Here is an 18,627-nt window from a genome sequence, read left to right as displayed (position 1 = left end):
CGCTGGGCGATCATCTCCAGAGAACAGGGGAGAAATAAAAAATAGGGGGGAGATATTTTTCTCTGCAGTCGGGGATATTTATCCCGCCGGCTTTGGCGCTTCGCAGAATTAGTGATAACGATAATAATTATCATCAGCTCTGGACAGCCAGAGGCAAATGATTGCACTCTGTATTAAGGATGCCAACCGATGGGAAAATGAAGCGCATGCGTAAAGGTAAAATTATTGTTTTAATTTTGATGGTGTTTTGTATTCTTATTTTTGCAATTGTTGTCGCCTGGTTTTTACTGTCCAAAGACAATTATGCCGTACCGGAAAATGCGGCGACAGAAAATGCGGTGCTGCAGGTGGCGGGTTTAACCGGCAACGAACCTCGCGATCCGCAGGCGCTGAAATCGCTCTATGCAAAACGGGTGATCGTCCGTCAGGTTAATCTGGATAGCGGCCAGTTTGTTGCGCCGGGAGAGGATACCGCTGGGCAAAAAGGCTGCGGTGAACCGGCAGTAGCGCAGAACCCGACGCCTATTCGCCAGCGCTGCCCGCGGGCAGTGGTTTATCTTATTCGCAATAATGATAATGAAATTCAGCAGGTTATACTGCCCTTTTACGGTAAAGGGGCAAAATCGATGATGTATGGCCTGATCGCGCTGGCTACCGATGGTCGCACGGTAAAAGACCTGCTGTATTATCAGCAAAATGAGACGCCGCTGCTGGGCGCGCGCGTGACAGATCCCGAATGGCGTCGCCAATGGCCGGGCAAAAAAATACGCGATAATAACGGCCAGCCGGCGCTGAAGGTCGTACAAAATACTCCTGGCCAGCACGATGATTACACCGTGGATGGTATCAGCGGCGCGACGTTAACCTCCGTCGGCGTCGAGAAGAGTATTAATTATTGGGTGGGTGAGCAGGGCTACGGCAATTTTCTCCGGCAGCTACAGCATAACCCTGAGATATTACGCCGTTAATATCGAACAAGCCAAAATATGCCTCATAACCGGCGCGAAGATCGCGCCGGTTTTTTTATGCGCTCACGACAGCTATTTCGCGCAAGCCAGGCGTCGCTCACGCGCTAATAACGGATAGTTATTAATAATTATTTCTTTGCAACATTTTACATAAATTGTCACAGGTTGACATTTTCATGATCCAGGTCATGTACATTGCGAGTAAAAATGACAACGATAATCATTATCATTAACTCACAAGGGATTTGTCATGACCGGCCCTCGTTCCTTCCTGCTGCTGATGCTGTTGAGCCTGTTGTTTGGCAGCGCGTGCGCGATGGCGCAGACCCAGTATGCGCCTTATATCGAAGATATCGAGCAACGTCTTGATAAAACGGCAGAACTTTATCAGCAGCAAAAAAATACCGACGCGCGGCGCGAAGTGCAAATGGCCTACTTTGAAGTGTTTGAAAACCTTGAAGGGCCAATTCGGATCAATATCTCGGCGCGTAAGAGCTACGAGATGGAGAGCACTTTCGGCGAGATCCGCCGCATGATCGGTGAAGGCAAACCGATCGGCGAGGTGCAGGCACGTATCGACGGGCTGAAGCAGGCGCTGCGTGAAGTTGAGCCGGTGCTGGACGGCGGGCATCGGCTGGTGGCGGAAGAGCAGCATACCGCGCTTACGCGCGATGACATTGCGCAGCACTGGCAGGAGAGCTTCCGCACCCTTGACGACAGGCTGGCGCAGGCGGTAACGGAGTATCAGGCCGGCAACTACGCGCAGGCCAGCCAGCAGGTGCAGCAGGCGCAGTATCAGGGATTTAAAAACTCCGGAATGGAAACCTCGGTGCGGCAAAATCGCTCGGCGAAGGAAGCGGCCGCCATTAACCAACAGTTTAGCGCGCTGCTGACTCTGGCCGCCCAGCCTGACCGCCTGAACGAGGTGTCGTATCAGGTCACCACGCTATTACAGGATCTGGAAGACATTCTGCCGGGTCTGCCAACCACCCGCGACGATCGGCCGATGGGCGCTCCCTCTGGCGCCGATAACGCCGCGCTGGCTGATGAAACGACCGCCCGCGCGGACTGGGCAAGCGTCGCCCAGGGGATTAACCAGAGCATCAACGCCGCGCTAACGCGCTATCAAAATGGGGAGGGGCAGGAGGCGATCCTCGACGTACAGGACATCTATTTCGACCGCTTTGAAGCCACCGGGATGGAGAACAAAATCGGTTCTCGCGATGCGGCCTTTAAAACTTCTCTGGAGGCCCATTTTACCCGTATGGTCAGCCTGATGAAGGCCGGACAGCCGCAGGAGAGGCTGGCCGCGGAAGCCGCCGCCCTTGAGGCGGATCTGCAAAAAGCGGTCACCATGCTTGGCGAAGGCGAAGAGACCCAGTGGAGCCTGCTGCTCTATAGCCTGATGATCATCGTGCGCGAAGGGCTGGAAGCGCTGCTGATTGTGGCGGCTATCGTCGCGTATCTGGTTAAAAACAACCATCACGACAAACTGCCGCTGATCCGCCAGTCGGTGATGGTGGCGCTGGTCGCCAGCGTGGCGACGGCGTTTATCTTCCAGCTGCTGTTTACTCAATCCGGCGCCAGCCGCGAGCTGCTGGAGGGGATCACTATGCTGATTGCGGTAGTGATGCTGTTCCTTATGAGCTACTGGCTACTGTCCAAAGTTGAAGCCCGCCACTGGAAGGCCTGGCTTGAGGGCAAACTCTCCCATTCGCTGTCGCGCGGTTCGCTGGTGGGACTGTGGTTAACCAGCTTCCTTGCGGTCTACCGCGAGGGGGCCGAAACGGTGCTGTTCTATTACGCCCTGATTGGCGATGCCCAGGGGCTGCCGGGCCATCTTGCCATCGGCGCCGGGTTTGTTATCGGCTGTGTCGTTCTGCTGATCGCCTGGCTCGTCATGCGCTACTCGGTGGTCCGGCTACCGCTCAAACCCTTCTTCCTGTTCACCGGCGGTTTTATGTACCTGATGGCGTTTGTCTTCGCCGGAAAAGGGGTACTGGAACTGGTGGAGGGCAAACTATTTCAGCCAACGCTGATCGCCGGAATACCGGAAATCAGCTGGCTGGGAATTTACCCCTATGTGGAAACGCTATTGCCGCAGAGCATATTGCTGCTCGCGGCGCTGGCGGCGCTATGGATCATGCGCCGTCGTCAGGCACCCGCTGAAACCATAAAAACGCATTGCTAACCATTTTAAGACGAGAGGATGAGTCAGATGACCATGAAGAAGACCCTGATGATCAGCGCCACCCTGGCCAGTATCTTCACCGCGCCCGCGGCGCTGGCCTTTAAAGAGTATCCGGCCGGCGAGCCGGTCACCATGAATGAAATGGAGATCGCCGCGGTTTACCTGCAGCCTATTGATATGGAGCCGCGCGGCATGGGGCTGCCGGCAGCGAAGTCGGATATCCATCTGGAAGCGGATATTCACGCGGTAGAAGGCGGAAAAAATGGTTTTGGCGCAGGTGAATGGATCCCTTATCTGACGATCTCCTACACCCTGGTCAATAGCGATACCGGCGAAAAACAGGAAGGCACCTTTATGCCGATGGTGGCGAGCGACGGCCCGCACTACGGCGCGAACATCAAGATGATGGGCGTGGGTAACTATAAAGTCACCTACCACATTGACCCGCCGTCGAAAGCCGGGATGCACCGCCATACCGATAGTGAAACCGGCGTCGGCCGCTGGTGGAAGCCGTTTGATGTGAGCTATGAGTTTAAATATGTCGGTCTGAACTAAGCGTCTCCGGAGGCTCAGATTGTTGACAAAGCGCGCTCTGCTGCAAATCTCCGTTTCGCATCCGCGATCCTGTGGTAACGCATAACTTGCTGATATTACTTTTTTGTAAGCAGAGTGAGGCGTTAGCCGCCAGAAATGCGACGCCATCGTTAAAGCAGGGTTGTCATCAGTCTCAGCATCCTCAGATGCGAGTGTTTTCACGCAGGATGGCCGGGCGGTCATCCTGCGGCGTGTTATTCATCCGCCGTACTGAGTTAAAGTCATGAGCTATTTTTTCGTCACGACGCTACAGGCCTTTTTCTGCATTGCGCTGCTTTCCGCCGTACTCTGGGCGCGCGGCGCGCCTCCCGTCCTGCGTCCGCTGGTCTGGACGCTGCTTACCGCGCTGGGCTGCGGACTACTGGCCGGGCTGTATATTCGCCCGAGCCAGACGCTGGAGCTTCTGCTGGTCGGCGCTGAAATCCTCGTATCGCTGCTGTTTTTACTGAGCTTCAGCTGGTCTTCGCCGCGCGTTCGCTATCTGTGGCAATGGCTCCTCACTTTCGGCGCAGCCCGGCACTGGGCGCTGGACCCGAACCTGGGCGGATTGACCTCCACGCACGTTCTGAACACCGATCTGCTGCTGAATATCACCGCGCTGGCTGTGGCGTTCGCGCTGCTGTGCCTTGCCTGCGCGCTCTGCGCCATGCTGCTGCGCAGAATGCGCGGCTTCTACTGGCCGCTGGCCCTGCTGCTGTTGGTCCTGCTGTGGCTACCGCTCGGCGGTAACCTGCTGCTGCTGTTGATGAAGCTACAGGTGCTACCGCTGCTGAAACCGCTGCTGAGCTTTGTCGCCAGGGTGACCAACAACGCGGCGATGTATAACTGGGCCGCCGCCGCGATACTGCTGCTGCTGTGTCTGTGCTGGATCCCGGCGCTACGCCGCTATTATTGGGCGGTTAAAGCCGCGGAGGACCCCATCTCCCGCCGCCTTGCGCTGGCCGAACGCCGTAAAGCCAGCCGTTTGTGGTTGACCACCGTTTGCTGCGCGCTGGCGATTATCGGCGGCCAGCTATGGTGGAATCTGGTGGCTTCGCAGCCGCCGCGCTTGTCCGAGGCGCAGGCGGTTACGCTGGCCGCCGACGGCCAGGTGCATATTCCGGTCGAGCAGGTTCGAGATGGCAAACTGCATCGCTTCGTCTGGGTGGCGGACGACGGCAAAGCGATTCGCTTTTTTATCATTAACCGCTATCCCGATAAGCTGCGCTTTGGCGTGGTGTTTGACGCCTGCCTGCTGTGCGGCGATCAGGGCTACGTTATGGAAGGCAATCAGGTGATTTGTGTCGCCTGCGGTGTGCACATTTTTATCCCCTCGATTGGCAAGCCCGGCGGCTGTAACCCGGTGCCGATCGACGGCTGGCGCAACGATGACAAACAGCTGACGATACCCGGCGCGGCGCTGGCCAGCGGAGGTAACTATTTCTCTACCGTCCTGACGATTAACGTCACCGACCCGGTGGATGGCTCCACCCTGACCAACACCCGCGCCGACTACAAATACAGCTATGGCGGTAAAACCTGGTTCTTCTCCTCTGAAGCCAACTATGACCGTTTCCGCAATGCGCCAGAGCAGTTTGTGCCCGACGCGGTGAAGGAGGAGTAACCATGCTGTGGCGAATGATCTACCAGTCGTGGGGGCGCAACCTGCGGCGCAAAGCGCTGGCGGTATTGACCGTGTTTCTGGCGACCAGCCTGATCTCGGCGCTGCTGGCGGTCTCTATCGATATCGGCGACAAGATGTCCCGCGAGCTGAAATCCTACGGCGCCAATATTTTAATTGAGCCCGCCGGGCAGGCGGCGCTGCCCGCGCTGTTCAGCGAGCAAAGCAACCCGCTGGCCAGCGACGACTTTCTTGATGAATCCGAGCTGCCGAACATCAAAGATATTTTCTGGCGCAATAACATCGTTGGCTTTGCCCCGATGCTCGGCGGCGAGGTAAACGTGGCAGGACAGGATATTCGCGTGCTGGGCACTTTTTTTAGCCAGCCGGTCAGTATCCCGGATGAAGAGGGGTACGAGACCGGACAGCGGACGGTCAGCCCCTTCTGGCAGGTGACCGGCGCATGGCCGCAGGAGCCGGTCGGCGAGACGCCGCAAACGCTGGTCGGTCACGCGCTGGCGCGAAACTACGGCTGGCAGCCCGGCGATCGCCTGGCCCTCAACGTTGCGGATAGGGTGCTGAACGTCCAGGTGAGCGGTATTTTGTCCAGCGGCGGCGATGAGGATAACCAACTGGTGATGCCGCTTAGCGTCGTGCAGCAGCTGCTCGGTCTACCGGGAAAAGTGCAGGCGATCCGCGTCTCGGCGCTGACGGTACCGGAGAACGAGCTGTCGCGCCGTGCCCGTGAGGATCTCGAGGCGCTGAATGCCGAAGAGTACGATCTCTGGTACTGCACCGCCTACGTATCGTCCATCGCCCACCAGCTGGAAGAGGCCATTTCCGGCGCCGAGGTGCGTCCGGTCTGGCAGGTTGCTGCTTCGGAAGGTGTGGTTATCGACAAAATTCAGCTGCTGATGGGGGTGGTGACTCTGGCCGCGCTGGCTGCGGCGGCGATGGGCATCGCCTCGTTGATGACCAGCACGATTATGGAGCGCGCCAAAGAGATTGGTCTCATGAAAGCGCTGGGCGCCCGCCAGTGGCAAATTTTGCTGCTGTTTTACCTTGAGGCGGCGCTGGGCGGCCTGGTCGGCGGCGCATTGGGCTGTATCGCCGGTTGGGGGCTGGCAAAGGCTATTGGCCTGATGCTGTTTGCTACGCCGCTGAATTTTGCCTGGGTGGTGGTGCCCTGCGTGCTGGTGATAGCGGTGCTGATTGCTTTAATCGGTACCTGGTTCCCGGCCCGCCGGATCGCTCGTCTTTACCCTGTGGAGGTGCTATATGGCCGCTAAGCGCGACATGCTGTGGCTGCTGGTGTGGCGAGCGCTGCGGCTGAGAATGCAGCGGGTCAGCGTGGTGTTTGCCGCGCTGGCGGTAGGGGCGACCATCGTGACCGCACTCTCCGCCGTGTGGTTCGATATCAATAGCAAAATGAGCGAAGAGCTGCGCACCTTCGGCGCCAATTTTTATATTGGTCCGGGCCACGGCGCCAGCATGCCGCAGCCGGAGCTTCAGGCCATTCTTGATGGCGCGCCGGCGGGCCTGATTCACGGCGCCAGTCCGTGGCTGTACGGTACGGCGCGTACTGAGCTGGAGAAAGTGGTGATGGTCGGGGTGTGGTTTGAGTCGCTGCAAAAGCTGGTGCCTTACTGGCAGGTCAACGGCAGCTGGATCGGCGTCAGCTTTGACGATCGCAACGCGATGATTGGCGTCAAACTGGCGCAGCGCCTGGCACTGAATGTTGGCGATAGCGTGACGCTGGTAGACCATAGCCGGCGTAAAACGCTGCTGATTAAAGGCATCGTAGAGGCGGGGGACGCGACCGACAATATGCTGATCGTCAGCCTCGATGTGGCGCAGTCCTGGCTGCAAAAGCCCGGCGCGATCAGTCACGGGCTGCTTAGCGTCAGCAATGACCTGGGCCAGGTGGAGCGCTATGCCAGCCAGCTGCAGCATCAGTACCCGAACCTTGAGATTCGTCCGGTGCGCAAAGTGTCGGCTTCCGAGGGGCAGGTGCTGGATAAAATTAAGGGGCTGATGGGGCTGGTGTCGATGGTGATCCTCGCGCTGTCGTCCCTGTGCGTTAACACCACTCTGATGGCGATTGTCGGTGAGCGGGCGAAAGAGTTTGCGCTGCAAAAAGCGCTGGGCGCCAGCAACGGCGATATTACCCGCCAGATGCTGCTGGAGACCAGCATTATTACCCTCGCGGCGGTGGTCTGCGGCTGGGGGCTGGGCTATCTGTTGGCGCAGCTGCTGGGACTAACGGTGTTTAACGCCAGCATCTCGCTGCGTCTGCCGGTGCTGCCGCTGACCCTGGTTCTGTCTTTACTGGTCGCCCTGCTGGCGGCCATTGTTCCGGTGCGGCGCGCGGTGAGCGTCGAACCGGCGAAAGTGCTGAAAGGAGAGTAACGCCATGACCGTCACGTCTTTGCGTCAAATGGCGATTGAAACGCGTCATTTATATAAGCGGTTCGGGGAAGTTACGGCGCTGGAGGATATTAATTTGCGCATCGCACGCGGCGAGTTTGTTGCCATCATGGGCGCCTCCGGTTCCGGCAAAACGACCCTGATGAACATTCTTACCTGTCTGGATACCGCCAGTGAAGGACAGGTGATCCTGGATGGCACCGACGCCGCGGCGTTGGATGAAGAGGGGCGCCGTCGCTTTCGCGCGCAGAAAATTGGCCTCGTCTTCCAGCAGTTCCATCTCATCCCGTTTCTGACGGCGCTGGAAAACATCATGCTGGCGCAGCATTACCACAGCGTGGTGGATGAGAGCGCCGCCAGAGCGGTGCTGGCTCAGGTGGGACTTGAGCATCGCGTGACCCATTTACCGAGCCAGCTGTCGGGCGGGGAACAGCAGCGCGTCTGCATTGCCCGGGCGCTGGTTAACGAGCCGCCGGTTATTTTTGCCGATGAGCCGACCGGTAACCTTGACGAAGAGAACGAGCAGCGGGTGCTGGATCTGCTGACCGATTTACACCGCCAGGGGCGAACCATTGTGATGGTGACCCACAATCCGGCGCTGGGTCAATTCGCTGACCGCATCGTGCGTTTGCAGCACGGAAAGTATCTCGGCGAGGAGGTGAATCATCATGCGCATGCCTGAAGTGATGCTGTTTCTGACGCTGGCGCTGCTTAGCGGCTGCAAAGAAGAGAAGCTGGCTCGCGGCGAAACGGCACCTGCGCTGGCGGCATTCGATTTACAGGAGTCGCCGGTCAGCCTCGATCGTTGGCGAGGGAAGGCGGTCTATCTTAATTTCTGGTCCGCAGGCTGCGGCGGCTGTCTGGCAGAGATGGATACCTTACAGGCGCTCAGCCAGCGCTGGCCGGATAAGCTGGTGGTGGTGGGGGTGAATACCGATCCGGATACCGTGGATATCGCGCCGCTGCTGGCGAAGCATGGGATTAGCTATCCGGTGCTGCGCGATCGGCTGAAAATAACTCAGGAGCGCTATCAGGTTATCGGTACGCCAACATCAATATTAATTGATGGCGACGGTAGGGTGCTGGACTGGCATCAGGGGATGCGTAAGCCCGATGAACTACGAACGGTTTTGCGCCAGCTGGCGCAACGGTAAATTCCCCTGCTCGTGCTGCGCTTAGCCGGGCTACAGGTTCGCGGGACGGTAGCCCGGACAGGTGCGTCAGCACCGCCTCCGGGACAGGTGTAAAGCCAAATGCAGCTTAGCGTTCACCCGGCCCGCGCTGCGCTTAGCCAGGCTACGGATTCACACCGTCAGCGGTCCCGTAGTCCGGGTAAGGCGTCAGCCGCGACCCGGGAGTTTTCGCTTATACATACTGACTCCGTAGCGTCGGCTATCAGCCGCTGCCATTCATGATATGGAAGTCAGCGATTTACCGCGTCCTGCGCCAACAAGTTTTATTCGTTTATTTAAGAATGCCTTATTCGGCAGGTTTAAAAACAGAAAAACTTAATCTTTTCTTAATATTTCATCACCTCAACGTTTTAGGCTTTTGCCAAATCTCAATCACCATCATTTAAATTACGTCAGCGTCACAAAAGCCGTAAAAAAACATTCCCAGGCGTTGCAAGGTTCTTACGTCACGCTATATGTTAAATTTACATTTAATAAATGATGCTTAAAGGTTGATTTTATGTATATGAAAATTAGTGGCTTAGTGATTTCACTGACGGCCATATTCTCCGGTCAGGCCTTTGCTGCGCTCCCTCAGGGCTATCCGGCGGATTATCAAAAGGTCGTGGATGCGGGGATTAAAGAAGGCAAGGTGGTGATTTACTCAACCACGGATACTAAGGCCGCAGGTCCGTTAATTAAAGGTTTTGAAGCGCAATATCCCGGCATTAAAGTTGAATATAACGATATGAACAGTACCGAATTGTACAACCGTTATATCAGCGAGCAGGCAGCGGGCGGCGGAAGCGGCGATGTGGTCTGGAGCTCTTCAATGGATACGGCGCTGAAGCTTGCCACCGATTATGCGGAACAGTATGCCTCCCCGGAACAAGATAAGCTGCCGAAATGGGCGGTCTGGCAGCAAAAAGCCTACGGCACCACCTATGAACCGGTGGTCTTTATCTATAATAAGCGCCTGATCCCGCAAGGGGATGTTCCTGATTCGCACACCGCGCTGGCGAAGCTGATCGCCGGTCAGGCTGATAAGTTCAAGGGCAAGGTCACTACCTACGATATTGAAAAATCGGGCCTGGGTTTTATGCTGGCGGTTCAGGACAGTAAAGCCGATGCTCACTACTTTGACGACCTGGCGGGAATGGCGAAAGGCGGGCTGACCGTGCAATCGTCCACCGGGACGATGATGGAGCGCGTCTCCTCCGGGGAAAACCTGATTGGCTACAACATCCTCGGTTCATACGCGGAGGCGCGGGCGAAAAACGACCCTTCGCTGGGTATCTCGTACCCGAAAGATTATGTGCTGGTGCTCTCGCGGGTCTCGTTTATTACCGCAGAAGCCGAGCATCTGAATGCGGCGAAGCTGTGGTTTGATTACGTGCTCTCGGAAAAGGGGCAAAGCATCCTGGCGAACCAGGCCGATATTCCCTCCCTGCGCAATGATATCGAAGGTAAAAATGATATCGACGGTATGACCAAAATGCTCGGCAGCGCGCTGAAGCCCATTCCGGTCGATGAAACGCTGCTGGCGTATCTTGAGCCGAAACAACGCCTGGAATTTATCAAACAGTGGCGCACCGCCGCGGCGAAATAACCCTCCGGCGCTGCGCATCTTTTCAGGATGCGCAGCCCACATGATACCCGCCAGGTTTAAAGGGATCGCTTATGAATATTTTACGCCGAAAGTGGCAGGGGTTGCCGCGCGGAATTGTTGTCCTGATAACGGCGCTGGCCATTTATGTCCCGCTGCTATTTATCGTGGTGCAGAGCTTTCTCTCGGCACCCTTTTTTGCCCGCTCGAAGGCATTTAGCCTTGAGGCCTTCGAATTTATCTTTACCGATCCGGATTTTTATCTGGCGCTAAAATCCGGCTTTATTCTCGCCTTCGGCCTGGTGGCGATCGCCATTCCTCTCGGCGGGATCCTCGCCTTTTTAATGGTGCGCACCGATTTACCCGGCAGACGGATTATTGAGCCGCTGATTCTGGTGCCGATTTTCGTATCGCCGATGGTGCTGGCCTTTGGTTACGTGGTGGCGGCGGGACCAGTAGGCTTCTTTTCGCAATGGGCGGAGCAGCTGATCGGTTTTGTGCCGTGGAATATCTATTCAATGTTCAGCATCGTGGCGATCGCCGGACTGACGCACGTTCCACACGCCTATCTCTATATCTCTTCCGCGCTGCGCAGCGTCGGTTCGGATGTGGAAGAAGCGGCGCGAACGGTTGGCGCATCGCCGCTGCAGGTTATGACCTCGGTGAGCCTGCCGATGGTACGACCGTCCATACTCTATGCCTGCGTACTGCTGTTTTTTCTCGGCCTGGAAGTCTTCGGCCTGATGCTGGTGCTGGGGGACCCGGAAGGCAATATGGTGCTGGCCACCTATCTTTATAAACTGACCAACAAGCTCGGCACGCCTTCCTATCATCTGATGGCAGCGGTGGCGGTGGTGCTGATCTGCATCACCATTCCGCTGGTGATGCTCCAGCGCCGCCTGATGCGTACCGCCAACCGCTTTGTCACCATGAAGGGGAAAGCATCGCAGGCCCGGGCGCTGCCGCTGGGGAAATGGCGCTGGGTCGCCGGTATCGTCGTGGTGGCCTGGTTAACGGTTACCATCGGCGTACCGCTGATCGGCGTTGCGCTGCGGGCCTTTATTTCGAACTGGGGGGTTGGCGTCCCGCTGTGGGATGAACTCTCGCTGGCGACGTTTCGCAACATCTGGCAGCAGCCGAATTTGCTGCGCGCCATCGTTAACTCTATGGCGATTGGGGTCATCGGCGGCGCGCTGGCGGTGGTCTGCTATCTGTTCGTAGGCATCGCGATGCACCGCAAACCGGATAACGTCACGCGCTTTCTCGACTACAGCGTGCTGGTGCCGCGTGCGGTGCCGGGGCTGCTGGCCGGGCTGGCATTTTTGTGGGTGTTTCTGTTTCTGCCGATGTGGCTGGATCAGTCGCTGAAAAACGGCTGGCTCTCGGCGCTGCCGGTGGCTGAGTGGCTGCGCGACCATCTGATTGTTCAGCTGCGCGCGCTGCGTAATACCATTTTTAGCGTCTGGCTGGCCTATACCGTGGTCTGGATGGCCTACGGCCTGCGGCTCATCTCCTCGACGCTGCTGCAGGTGGCGCCTGAGCTGGAGGAGGCGGCGCGCAGTACCGGCGCATCGCGCGGGCAGATCACCCGCCACGTCACGGTGCCGCTGTCGCGCTATGGCCTGATTGGCTCCTGGCTACTGATGTTTCTTATCTTCGAGCGCGAATATTCGACCGGGGTTTATCTGCTCTCTCCGGGAACGGAAACTATCGGTTCGATGCTGGTGTCGCTGTGGGCGGCGGGGGCTATCGATATCGTCGCCGCGCTCTCGTTTATTAATATCCTGCTGGTGGTCGTGGGTCTGGGCATCGCCCTGCGCTTTGGAGTGAAATTACATGATTGAATTATCGGTAGAAAACCTGCATCTGACCTACGGCGATAACCCGGTACTGAAGGGCGTATCTATGGCGCTGAGGCGGGGGGAAGTCGTCTCGCTGCTCGGTCCATCGGGGAGCGGAAAAACCACGCTGCTGCGGGCGGTCGCCGGGCTGGAGAAGCCCACCAGCGGCACGATCGCTATCGGTAAAACCCGCGTTTATGACGGCAACCCGCGTAGTGAAATTCCGGCGGAGGAGCGTAACCTGGGTCTGGTGTTCCAGTCCTACGCCCTGTGGCCGCATAAAACGGTATTTGAGAACGTGGCTTACCCCCTCAGGCTACGTAAGGTCGCCGCCGCGGAGATCAAACAGCGGGTGCAGAGCGTGCTCGATCAGCTGGGCCTGGGGCATCTTGGCAATCGCCACCCGCATCAGCTCTCCGGAGGACAACAGCAGCGCGTGGCCATCGGCCGGGCGCTGGTATATAACCCGCCGGTCATTCTGCTGGATGAACCCCTGTCGAACCTCGACGCTAAGCTGCGGGAAGAGGCGCGGGTCTTTTTGCGCGAACTGATCGTCAAGCTGGGTCTGTCGGCGCTGATGGTGACCCACGATCAGAATGAGGCGATGGCGATTTCCGATCGCATTTTGCTGCTCAATAACGGCGTCATCGAGCAGCAGGGAACGCCGCAGGAGATGTACGGCAGCCCGAGAACGCTGTTTGCCGCCGAGTTTATGGGCAGCAATAATCGGCTGCACGGCACCGTCACCGATCTGGATAACGGTCGGGCGCGCATTGAGGGCGCCAGCTGGGCACTGTGGGGAATGGCCGGGGAAGGGGTCAGCGTGGGGGCGGAAGCAACGGCGGTCATTCGTGTTGAACGCCTGCGCATAGCCTCCTCGCCTGAAGAGAACATGCTGGAATTAGCGCTGCTGACCAGTATGTATCTCGGCGACCGCTGGGAGTATCTGTTTCGCACCGAAGGCGATGATTTCGCTATTCGCGCCTACGGTAGCGCACTGCGCGATGCCGAACGTTGCCATCTTACCTTGCCCGTCAACGATCTGTGGATCTTCCCGAAAGGCTGAAAAAAAGCCCCGGCGCTGAGGCCGGGGCAAACCATGTCAGAGCTTATTTATTATTAACTGAATACCATACCGCCATCGATCAGCAGCGACTGACCGGTCATGTAGTTGGAGTCCGGACCGGCCAGATAAGAGACGCAGGCCGCGACGTCTTCCGGTTCGGAAAGACGACCGAGGGTAATGCGTTTCGCAAATTCCTGGGTTCCGTAGCCCAGCGGTTTGCCCGCCGCTTCGGAAACCTGACGGTCAATTTCCGCCCACATGGGGGTTTTGACGATCCCCGGGCAGTAGCCGTTAACGGTAATTCCCAGATGCGCCAGATCGCGGGCGGCGGTTTGCGTCAGGCCGCGCACGGCAAACTTGCTTGAACTGTAGACCGCCAGTTCCGGGTTACCCACGTGGCCCGCCTGGGAGCAGGCGTTGATGATCTTGCCGCCGTGGCCCTCTTTTTTAAACGCTTCTACCGCAGCCTGAATGCCCCAGATAACGCCTTTAACGTTGATATTGTAGACTTTATCGATGACGTCCTCGCGAATCTCTTCGATAGGCGTAGAGGGCGCGACCCCGGCGTTGTTAACGATCACGTCAAAACCGCCAAGGCCTTTACGCGCCTGCTCAACGGCGGCAAAAACCTGATCGCGTTTCGAGACATCGACCTTCACCGCCAGCGCCTGGCCGCCGTGCTGGTTAATTTCGTCAGCAACCGCCTGTGCGGTGGCATCGTTATAATCGGCGATGGCCACGGCAAAGCCATCTTGAACCAGGCGAAGGGCGATAGCTTTACCGATACCCTGGCCTGCGCCGGTCACGAGTGCGACTTTTTTCATTGCTGGATTCCTTCTGTAGTGACTCAAAGTAGTTGACTGAGATGAAGCTGGCCCATCAGCAGCGGGTTGTCGCTGTAATCGACGGGGATGGCGACCACGGCGGGGCCATCGACGTCCATCGCCGCCCGCAGCGTCGGCTCAAGGGCGGCGGCGCTCTCGACCGCGAACCCTCTGGCGCCGAAGGCTTCGGCATAGGCTTTAAAATCCACCGGGCCGAACTCAACGCCGGATAGCCGCTGATATTTTTTCTCTTCCTGAATTGCCACCATGTTGTAGCCGTTATCGACCCAGATGATATGCAGGACGTTAGCTTTTAGCCTTACGGCGGTCTCCAGCTCCATACTGGATTGCAGGAAACCGCCGTCGCCGGAAACCGAAACCACTTTGCGCTGCGGGTTCACCAGCCAGGCGCCAATCGCCCACGGCAGTGCCACCCCCATGGTCTGTTGACCGTTGGAAATCATGACCTGACGAGCGCGGAAGCTGTAGAGATAGCGGGCGATCCAGATATGAAAGCTCCCCATATCGACGGTCAGTGTTACGTCGCTGTTGACGATATCCTGCATGGCGCGAACGATGCGCAGCGGATGAAGCGCAAACTGGTTTAGCTGCGCGCCGCGGCGATCGAGCAGTTCCCGCTGGTGCTGGCGGTCAACAAGAATCTCCGCGGCCTGCGGCGACAGAACCAGCTGGTGGTCAATACGCCCGGAGAGTTTGTGCAGCGTGGCAGCGATATCGCCGACCAGCTCGATATCCGGGGTATAGTTGCGCTCTTCATAAGCGGGCAGTACGTCGATATGCACCAGCGCGGCGTTACCGTTATTCCACATCGCCGGTTCATACTCCACCGGGCTATAGCCAATACAGATGACCAGGTCGGCGAGATGCAATAGCCGATCCCCGGCCTGGTTATTGAACAGCCCAACCCGCCCGGCAAAGCGCGTAAAGTGGTCCTGATTTACCGCGCCGGCGGCCTGATAGGTACTGGTGACCGGGATATGGCTTTTTTTCAGCAATTCGCGGAGCGCCGCGCTGTTTTCCGTCTGGCTGGCCATCAGACCGAGCAGGAATACCGGATTTTTTGCCCCGGCAATCATCTTCGCCACTCGCTCAATGGCGTCGTCCGGGGCCGCGCCGGTCTGCGGGGCTTCGCTGGCGGGCAGCACCCTGGCGTGGACTGGCTCATCGACGACATCCTGCGGCAGACTAACGAAGGCGCTTCCCGGCCGTCCCTGCTCGGCGGCGCGAAATGCGTTAGACACGACCTCCGCCAGCGCATCGGATGCGGTGACTTCCACCGAGTATTTGGTTACCGGGCTGAACATCGCCACCGTATCCATACTCTGGTGCACTTGTTTGGCCTTGTCGGCGCGTTTTACCGCACCGCCCAGCGCCACCACCGGATCGCCTTCGCTGTTAGCGGTGGCCATACCGGTAATCAGATTGGAGCAGCCGGGGCCGGAAGTGACCAGCGCGACGCCCGCTTTCCCGGTGATGCGGCCAACCGCAGCGGCCATAAAGGCGGCGTTGGCCTCGTGGCGTACCGGGATAATGCGAATTGAGGAGTCCAGTAGCGAATCAAAGACCTTATCGATTTTTGCCCCCGGAATGCCGAAGACCTGGCGAACGCCCTGGGCCTCCAGCTGGCTGACGATCAGGTCGGCGCCATGCGCCCACTGGCGAGGTTGATGTTGATTATCCACGAGAATCTCCTTAGTTTTCGACTGAGCGAATGGCGGCATCTAGATTGTCCGGGTGCAGATCCGCCTGCAGGAAGGCGCTATCGGCAGGAAGGTCAATCATCAATTTGTGGATTTCGCCAAAGGTCAGCACGCCGTGGTCGAGCTGATAATCGAGCAGATGACCGCCGCCCTGACGGTCATCGGTGATGAAATGTTCGTGGTAGCCGGCAACGTTAATGCCCTGCATATGCTGCGGGGTACGGAAGCCGACCAGTACCCCTTCGCGCTGGTTGAAGCGGAATACCGGCTGGTCGTCGAGCACGTCGGTCATCGCCCGGTAGGGCGGGGTCTGGCGCGGTACGGTGCGGGTATGCGCATGACGAAAATGACCGTTAATGCGCAAGGCGCAGAAGAGATTATCGGAGGGTATTTGCTGGTCGATAATGTCGTGCAACTGCTGGCGGCTCACCGGTTTATCGAACGTTTTACGATACTGCGGCTGAAACCAGGTCATCACCGCAAACGGCGTGCGCTGTTCCATTCGGGCTTTACGGGCGCTGCCGTCGGCGCGCAGCTGGTATACCTCGCTGCTAAACGCGATCAGCTCGCCGTCCAGTTCATTAAAGGTTCCCAGGCCAAAATCGCCGTGGGTGAGTAAATCAGCGATGGTGGTATTGCCTTCATAAACGCCGCTCAACAGCGCGCTCATCAGAGAGGTCTGGTAGATGACGCTATCGGGATGTTGCGCGGAAAACCCTCGTAGAGTTTCACACAGGCTCTCTTCACAAGAGCATTCAGCAGAATGGTTCATTACCCGCTTCCTCGTTCAACGAATATCAGAAAGGTTAAATAAATGTTGACGCGATTCAGCTCACAGTTCCAATATAGAATCTATGCTTGTTTGAGACGTTTTCGATATGGAACTTCGTTATCTGCGCTACTTTGTCGCCGTCGCCGAGGCGCGACATTTCACTAAAGCGGCAAAAGAACTTGGTATCTCACAGCCGCCTTTAAGCCAACAAATTCAACGGCTTGAACGGGAAATTGGCACGCCGCTTTTCCGCCGTTTAACGCGCGGCGTTGAGCTAACGGAAGCGGGGGAGTCGTTCTATGAGGATGCCTGCCAGATCCTCGCCCTGAGCGATGCGGCGCTCGAAAAGACGAAAGGGATCGCCCGCGGACTGAACGGTCGGCTGGCGCTGGGCATTACCAGTTCTGATGCCTTCCATCCGCAGATCTTTAGCCTGCTGCAGCAGTTCCAACAACGTTACCCGGCGGTAACGCTGCATCAAATCGAGGGCAATATGGCGACGCTGATGGGTGCGCTTGGCGAAGCGGAGCTGGATATTGCTTTTGTACGCCTGCCTTGTGAAAGCAGTAAAGCCTTTAATCTGCGGATTATCGATCAGGAGCCGATGGTGATCGCGCTGGCGCGTTCGCATCCGCTGTCGTCATGCGATGAACTCGCGCTCGAGCAGCTTACCGACGTGGCGCCGATTCTTTTTCCGCGCGAAGTGGCCCCTGGCCTGTATGAGCTGGTGTTCAACAGCTATCTGCGCGCCGGTATTGACGTGCAGCGAGCCTATCAGTCATCGCAAATATCGTCGTCGCTCAGCATGGTGGAAGCCGGATTCGGCTTTGCGCTGGTGCCGCAGTCGATGACCTGCATCACGCTACCTGGCGTCAGCTACCACCCTTTGGCGGGCGCGCCGCTAAAAACCGATATTGCTATCGCCTGGCGACGCTACGAGCGTTCGCGCACGGTGAAGCATTTCCTGGCCATGTTTTAACCGGCGAGGTGACTTATTCAGCAGCTATTGACGTTTTATACTGTGTTTTAAGAAAGATAAACATTGGCGGCGGTCGGGCCACGCAGTCCGTTGACTCGACGAAATTCGACGCGGATGCCGGGGCTGATTGTGGTTGGCTCGCCGGGCGATAGTGCGGAAATATGAACCTGTACGTCTTTGCGACCATCGGAGGGGATGATCAGGCCTTTGCCTGTTTTATTATCAAATGTTTTGACAATACCTGTCATTTTTTGGAACAAATAAATACCTTTTAAATATGAAAACCGGCACGACTATACAGTAAGTGAGTGGGAAGTCTATGCAAATCGAAATAAAACCCGCGCTTGCGGGCTTTTACTTTGCCAAAAAAACGCCATCAGCGCTGGCTGATTATTGTGCAATCATGCGCAATAATCGGCTTCTGACAAGGGATAATTAAGCAGCGGTTTTTGCAGAGGACTGGAAAAATTTATGGCAGTAGGGGCAGATGAGTTGAGCACCTTTTTGTACTCGGCTGAAGCTGTGTTCTGAGTCCTGAGAGCAGTTAGGGCAGGAGCATTTTACGAGATAATTACGGCGAGTTTTAGCGTCTTTGCGTTCTGACATATGATATTTCCTGAGTTAAGGGCTTACGACCATACAGCATTGCGCCGCAAATAGCTCTAACTCATTCTGCATAGCGCGTAAATGAGGGAACTCAGGAACCCTATCGCTGGCACCAGTATGAGAAAAATCGTTTCGTGGCCGCAGGCGGTTAAAGAGTAAGTTTTCCCCCATATTTTTGTGATTAACATCACCCTTTAAATTCAATGTTTTATTTATCAATCAGTTAATGGTGGGTGATTTTTTCGCGCAGAGAACAATTT

At 57.1% G+C, this 18,627-nt stretch carries 17 protein-coding genes; 12 read left to right on the top strand and 5 right to left on the bottom strand.

Features of this window, described 5'->3' with window-relative positions; genetic code table 11:
- Positions 1-197: 197 nt before the first annotated feature.
- From nqrC to HMPREF3178_RS13080, 11 genes are all read left to right on the top strand, one after another.
- Positions 198-968, top strand: coding sequence for an NADH:ubiquinone reductase (Na(+)-transporting) subunit C (gene nqrC / locus HMPREF3178_RS13130; RefSeq protein WP_017145718.1), 771 nt, complete (start codon positions 198-200; stop codon positions 966-968).
- Positions 969-1,218: 250 nt separating this feature from the next.
- Entirely contained in the window at positions 1,219-3,159 is a 1,941-nt protein-coding gene (locus HMPREF3178_RS13125; RefSeq protein ID WP_070585232.1) for an FTR1 family iron permease, read from the top strand.
- A gap of 27 nt (positions 3,160-3,186) precedes the next feature.
- Complete coding sequence (locus HMPREF3178_RS13120) at positions 3,187-3,714, top strand: iron transporter (protein ID WP_004102822.1); 528 nt, start codon at positions 3,187-3,189, stop codon at positions 3,712-3,714.
- 262 nt (positions 3,715-3,976) lie between these two features.
- Positions 3,977-5,356: a Fe-S-containing protein gene (locus tag HMPREF3178_RS13115; RefSeq protein WP_017145720.1), complete on the top strand. Its 1,380-nt coding sequence runs from the start codon at positions 3,977-3,979 to the stop codon at positions 5,354-5,356.
- 2 nt (positions 5,357-5,358) lie between these two features.
- The gene (locus HMPREF3178_RS13110) at positions 5,359-6,642 is read left to right on the top strand and encodes an ABC transporter permease (protein WP_004113521.1); all 1,284 of its coding nucleotides are present in this window, start codon (positions 5,359-5,361) and stop codon (positions 6,640-6,642) included.
- Complete coding sequence (locus HMPREF3178_RS13105) at positions 6,632-7,762, top strand: ABC transporter permease (protein WP_004102814.1); 1,131 nt, start codon at positions 6,632-6,634, stop codon at positions 7,760-7,762. The genes HMPREF3178_RS13110 and HMPREF3178_RS13105 overlap by 11 nt, the downstream gene beginning before the upstream one ends.
- 4 nt (positions 7,763-7,766) lie before the next feature.
- A complete protein-coding gene (locus tag HMPREF3178_RS13100) occupies positions 7,767-8,462 on the top strand; it encodes an ABC transporter ATP-binding protein (protein WP_004102812.1) in 696 nt (231 codons plus the stop codon).
- Positions 8,449-8,934 carry a TlpA family protein disulfide reductase gene (locus HMPREF3178_RS13095; protein WP_004102810.1) on the top strand — a complete coding sequence of 162 codons (486 nt, stop codon included), beginning with the start codon at positions 8,449-8,451 and terminating at the stop codon, positions 8,932-8,934. The genes HMPREF3178_RS13100 and HMPREF3178_RS13095 overlap by 14 nt, the downstream gene beginning before the upstream one ends.
- A 538-nt stretch (positions 8,935-9,472) precedes the next feature.
- Positions 9,473-10,561 carry an ABC transporter substrate-binding protein gene (locus HMPREF3178_RS13090; protein WP_004113517.1) on the top strand — a complete coding sequence of 363 codons (1,089 nt, stop codon included), beginning with the start codon at positions 9,473-9,475 and terminating at the stop codon, positions 10,559-10,561.
- Positions 10,562-10,632: 71 nt separating this feature from the next.
- Positions 10,633-12,402: an ABC transporter permease gene (locus HMPREF3178_RS13085; RefSeq protein ID WP_004113515.1), complete on the top strand. Its 1,770-nt coding sequence runs from the start codon at positions 10,633-10,635 to the stop codon at positions 12,400-12,402.
- Positions 12,395-13,465 (top strand): ABC transporter ATP-binding protein, encoded by a 1,071-nt coding sequence (locus HMPREF3178_RS13080; RefSeq protein ID WP_004113513.1) that lies wholly within the window; start codon positions 12,395-12,397, stop codon positions 13,463-13,465. Before HMPREF3178_RS13085 ends, HMPREF3178_RS13080 begins: the two co-directional genes overlap by 8 nt.
- Before the next feature lie 53 nt (positions 13,466-13,518).
- Here the strand turns inward: HMPREF3178_RS13080 and HMPREF3178_RS13075 are convergent, their stop codons facing one another.
- Genes HMPREF3178_RS13075 through budA form a run of 3 tightly spaced genes read right to left on the bottom strand, consistent with a single transcriptional unit; the run spans position 13,519 to position 16,782 of the window.
- Entirely contained in the window at positions 13,519-14,289 is a 771-nt protein-coding gene (locus HMPREF3178_RS13075) for a (S)-acetoin forming diacetyl reductase (protein WP_004113512.1), read from the bottom strand.
- 23 nt (positions 14,290-14,312) lie between these two features.
- The gene (alsS, locus tag HMPREF3178_RS13070; RefSeq protein WP_202406650.1) at positions 14,313-16,031 is read right to left on the bottom strand and encodes an acetolactate synthase AlsS; all 1,719 of its coding nucleotides are present in this window, start codon (positions 16,029-16,031) and stop codon (positions 14,313-14,315) included.
- Complete coding sequence (gene budA, locus HMPREF3178_RS13065; RefSeq protein ID WP_004102800.1) at positions 16,003-16,782, bottom strand: acetolactate decarboxylase; 780 nt, start codon at positions 16,780-16,782, stop codon at positions 16,003-16,005. Before budA ends, alsS begins: the two co-directional genes overlap by 29 nt.
- Positions 16,783-16,888: 106 nt before the next feature.
- On the opposite strand from budA, the gene HMPREF3178_RS13060 reads away from it, so the two are divergent.
- The gene (locus HMPREF3178_RS13060; protein ID WP_004102798.1) at positions 16,889-17,761 is read left to right on the top strand and encodes a LysR substrate-binding domain-containing protein; all 873 of its coding nucleotides are present in this window, start codon (positions 16,889-16,891) and stop codon (positions 17,759-17,761) included.
- 47 nt (positions 17,762-17,808) lie between these two features.
- Here the strand turns inward: HMPREF3178_RS13060 and cspF are convergent, their stop codons facing one another.
- Together cspF and HMPREF3178_RS31425 are read right to left on the bottom strand one after the other, a co-directional pair.
- Complete coding sequence (cspF, locus tag HMPREF3178_RS29905; protein WP_017145721.1) at positions 17,809-18,021, bottom strand: cold shock-like protein CspF; 213 nt, start codon at positions 18,019-18,021, stop codon at positions 17,809-17,811.
- A gap of 175 nt (positions 18,022-18,196) precedes the next feature.
- Positions 18,197-18,367 carry a YnfU family zinc-binding protein gene (locus HMPREF3178_RS31425; protein ID WP_213799282.1) on the bottom strand — a complete coding sequence of 57 codons (171 nt, stop codon included), beginning with the start codon at positions 18,365-18,367 and terminating at the stop codon, positions 18,197-18,199.
- Between the last annotated feature and the right edge of the window lie 260 nt (positions 18,368-18,627).

The sequence above is a fragment of the Klebsiella sp. HMSC09D12 genome (assembly GCF_001808475.1).
GTDB classification, from domain to species: Bacteria; Pseudomonadota; Gammaproteobacteria; order Enterobacterales; family Enterobacteriaceae; genus Klebsiella; species Klebsiella oxytoca.
Note: the sequence above shows the minus strand (reverse complement) of the source record. Positions and strands in the feature narration are given on the sequence as shown.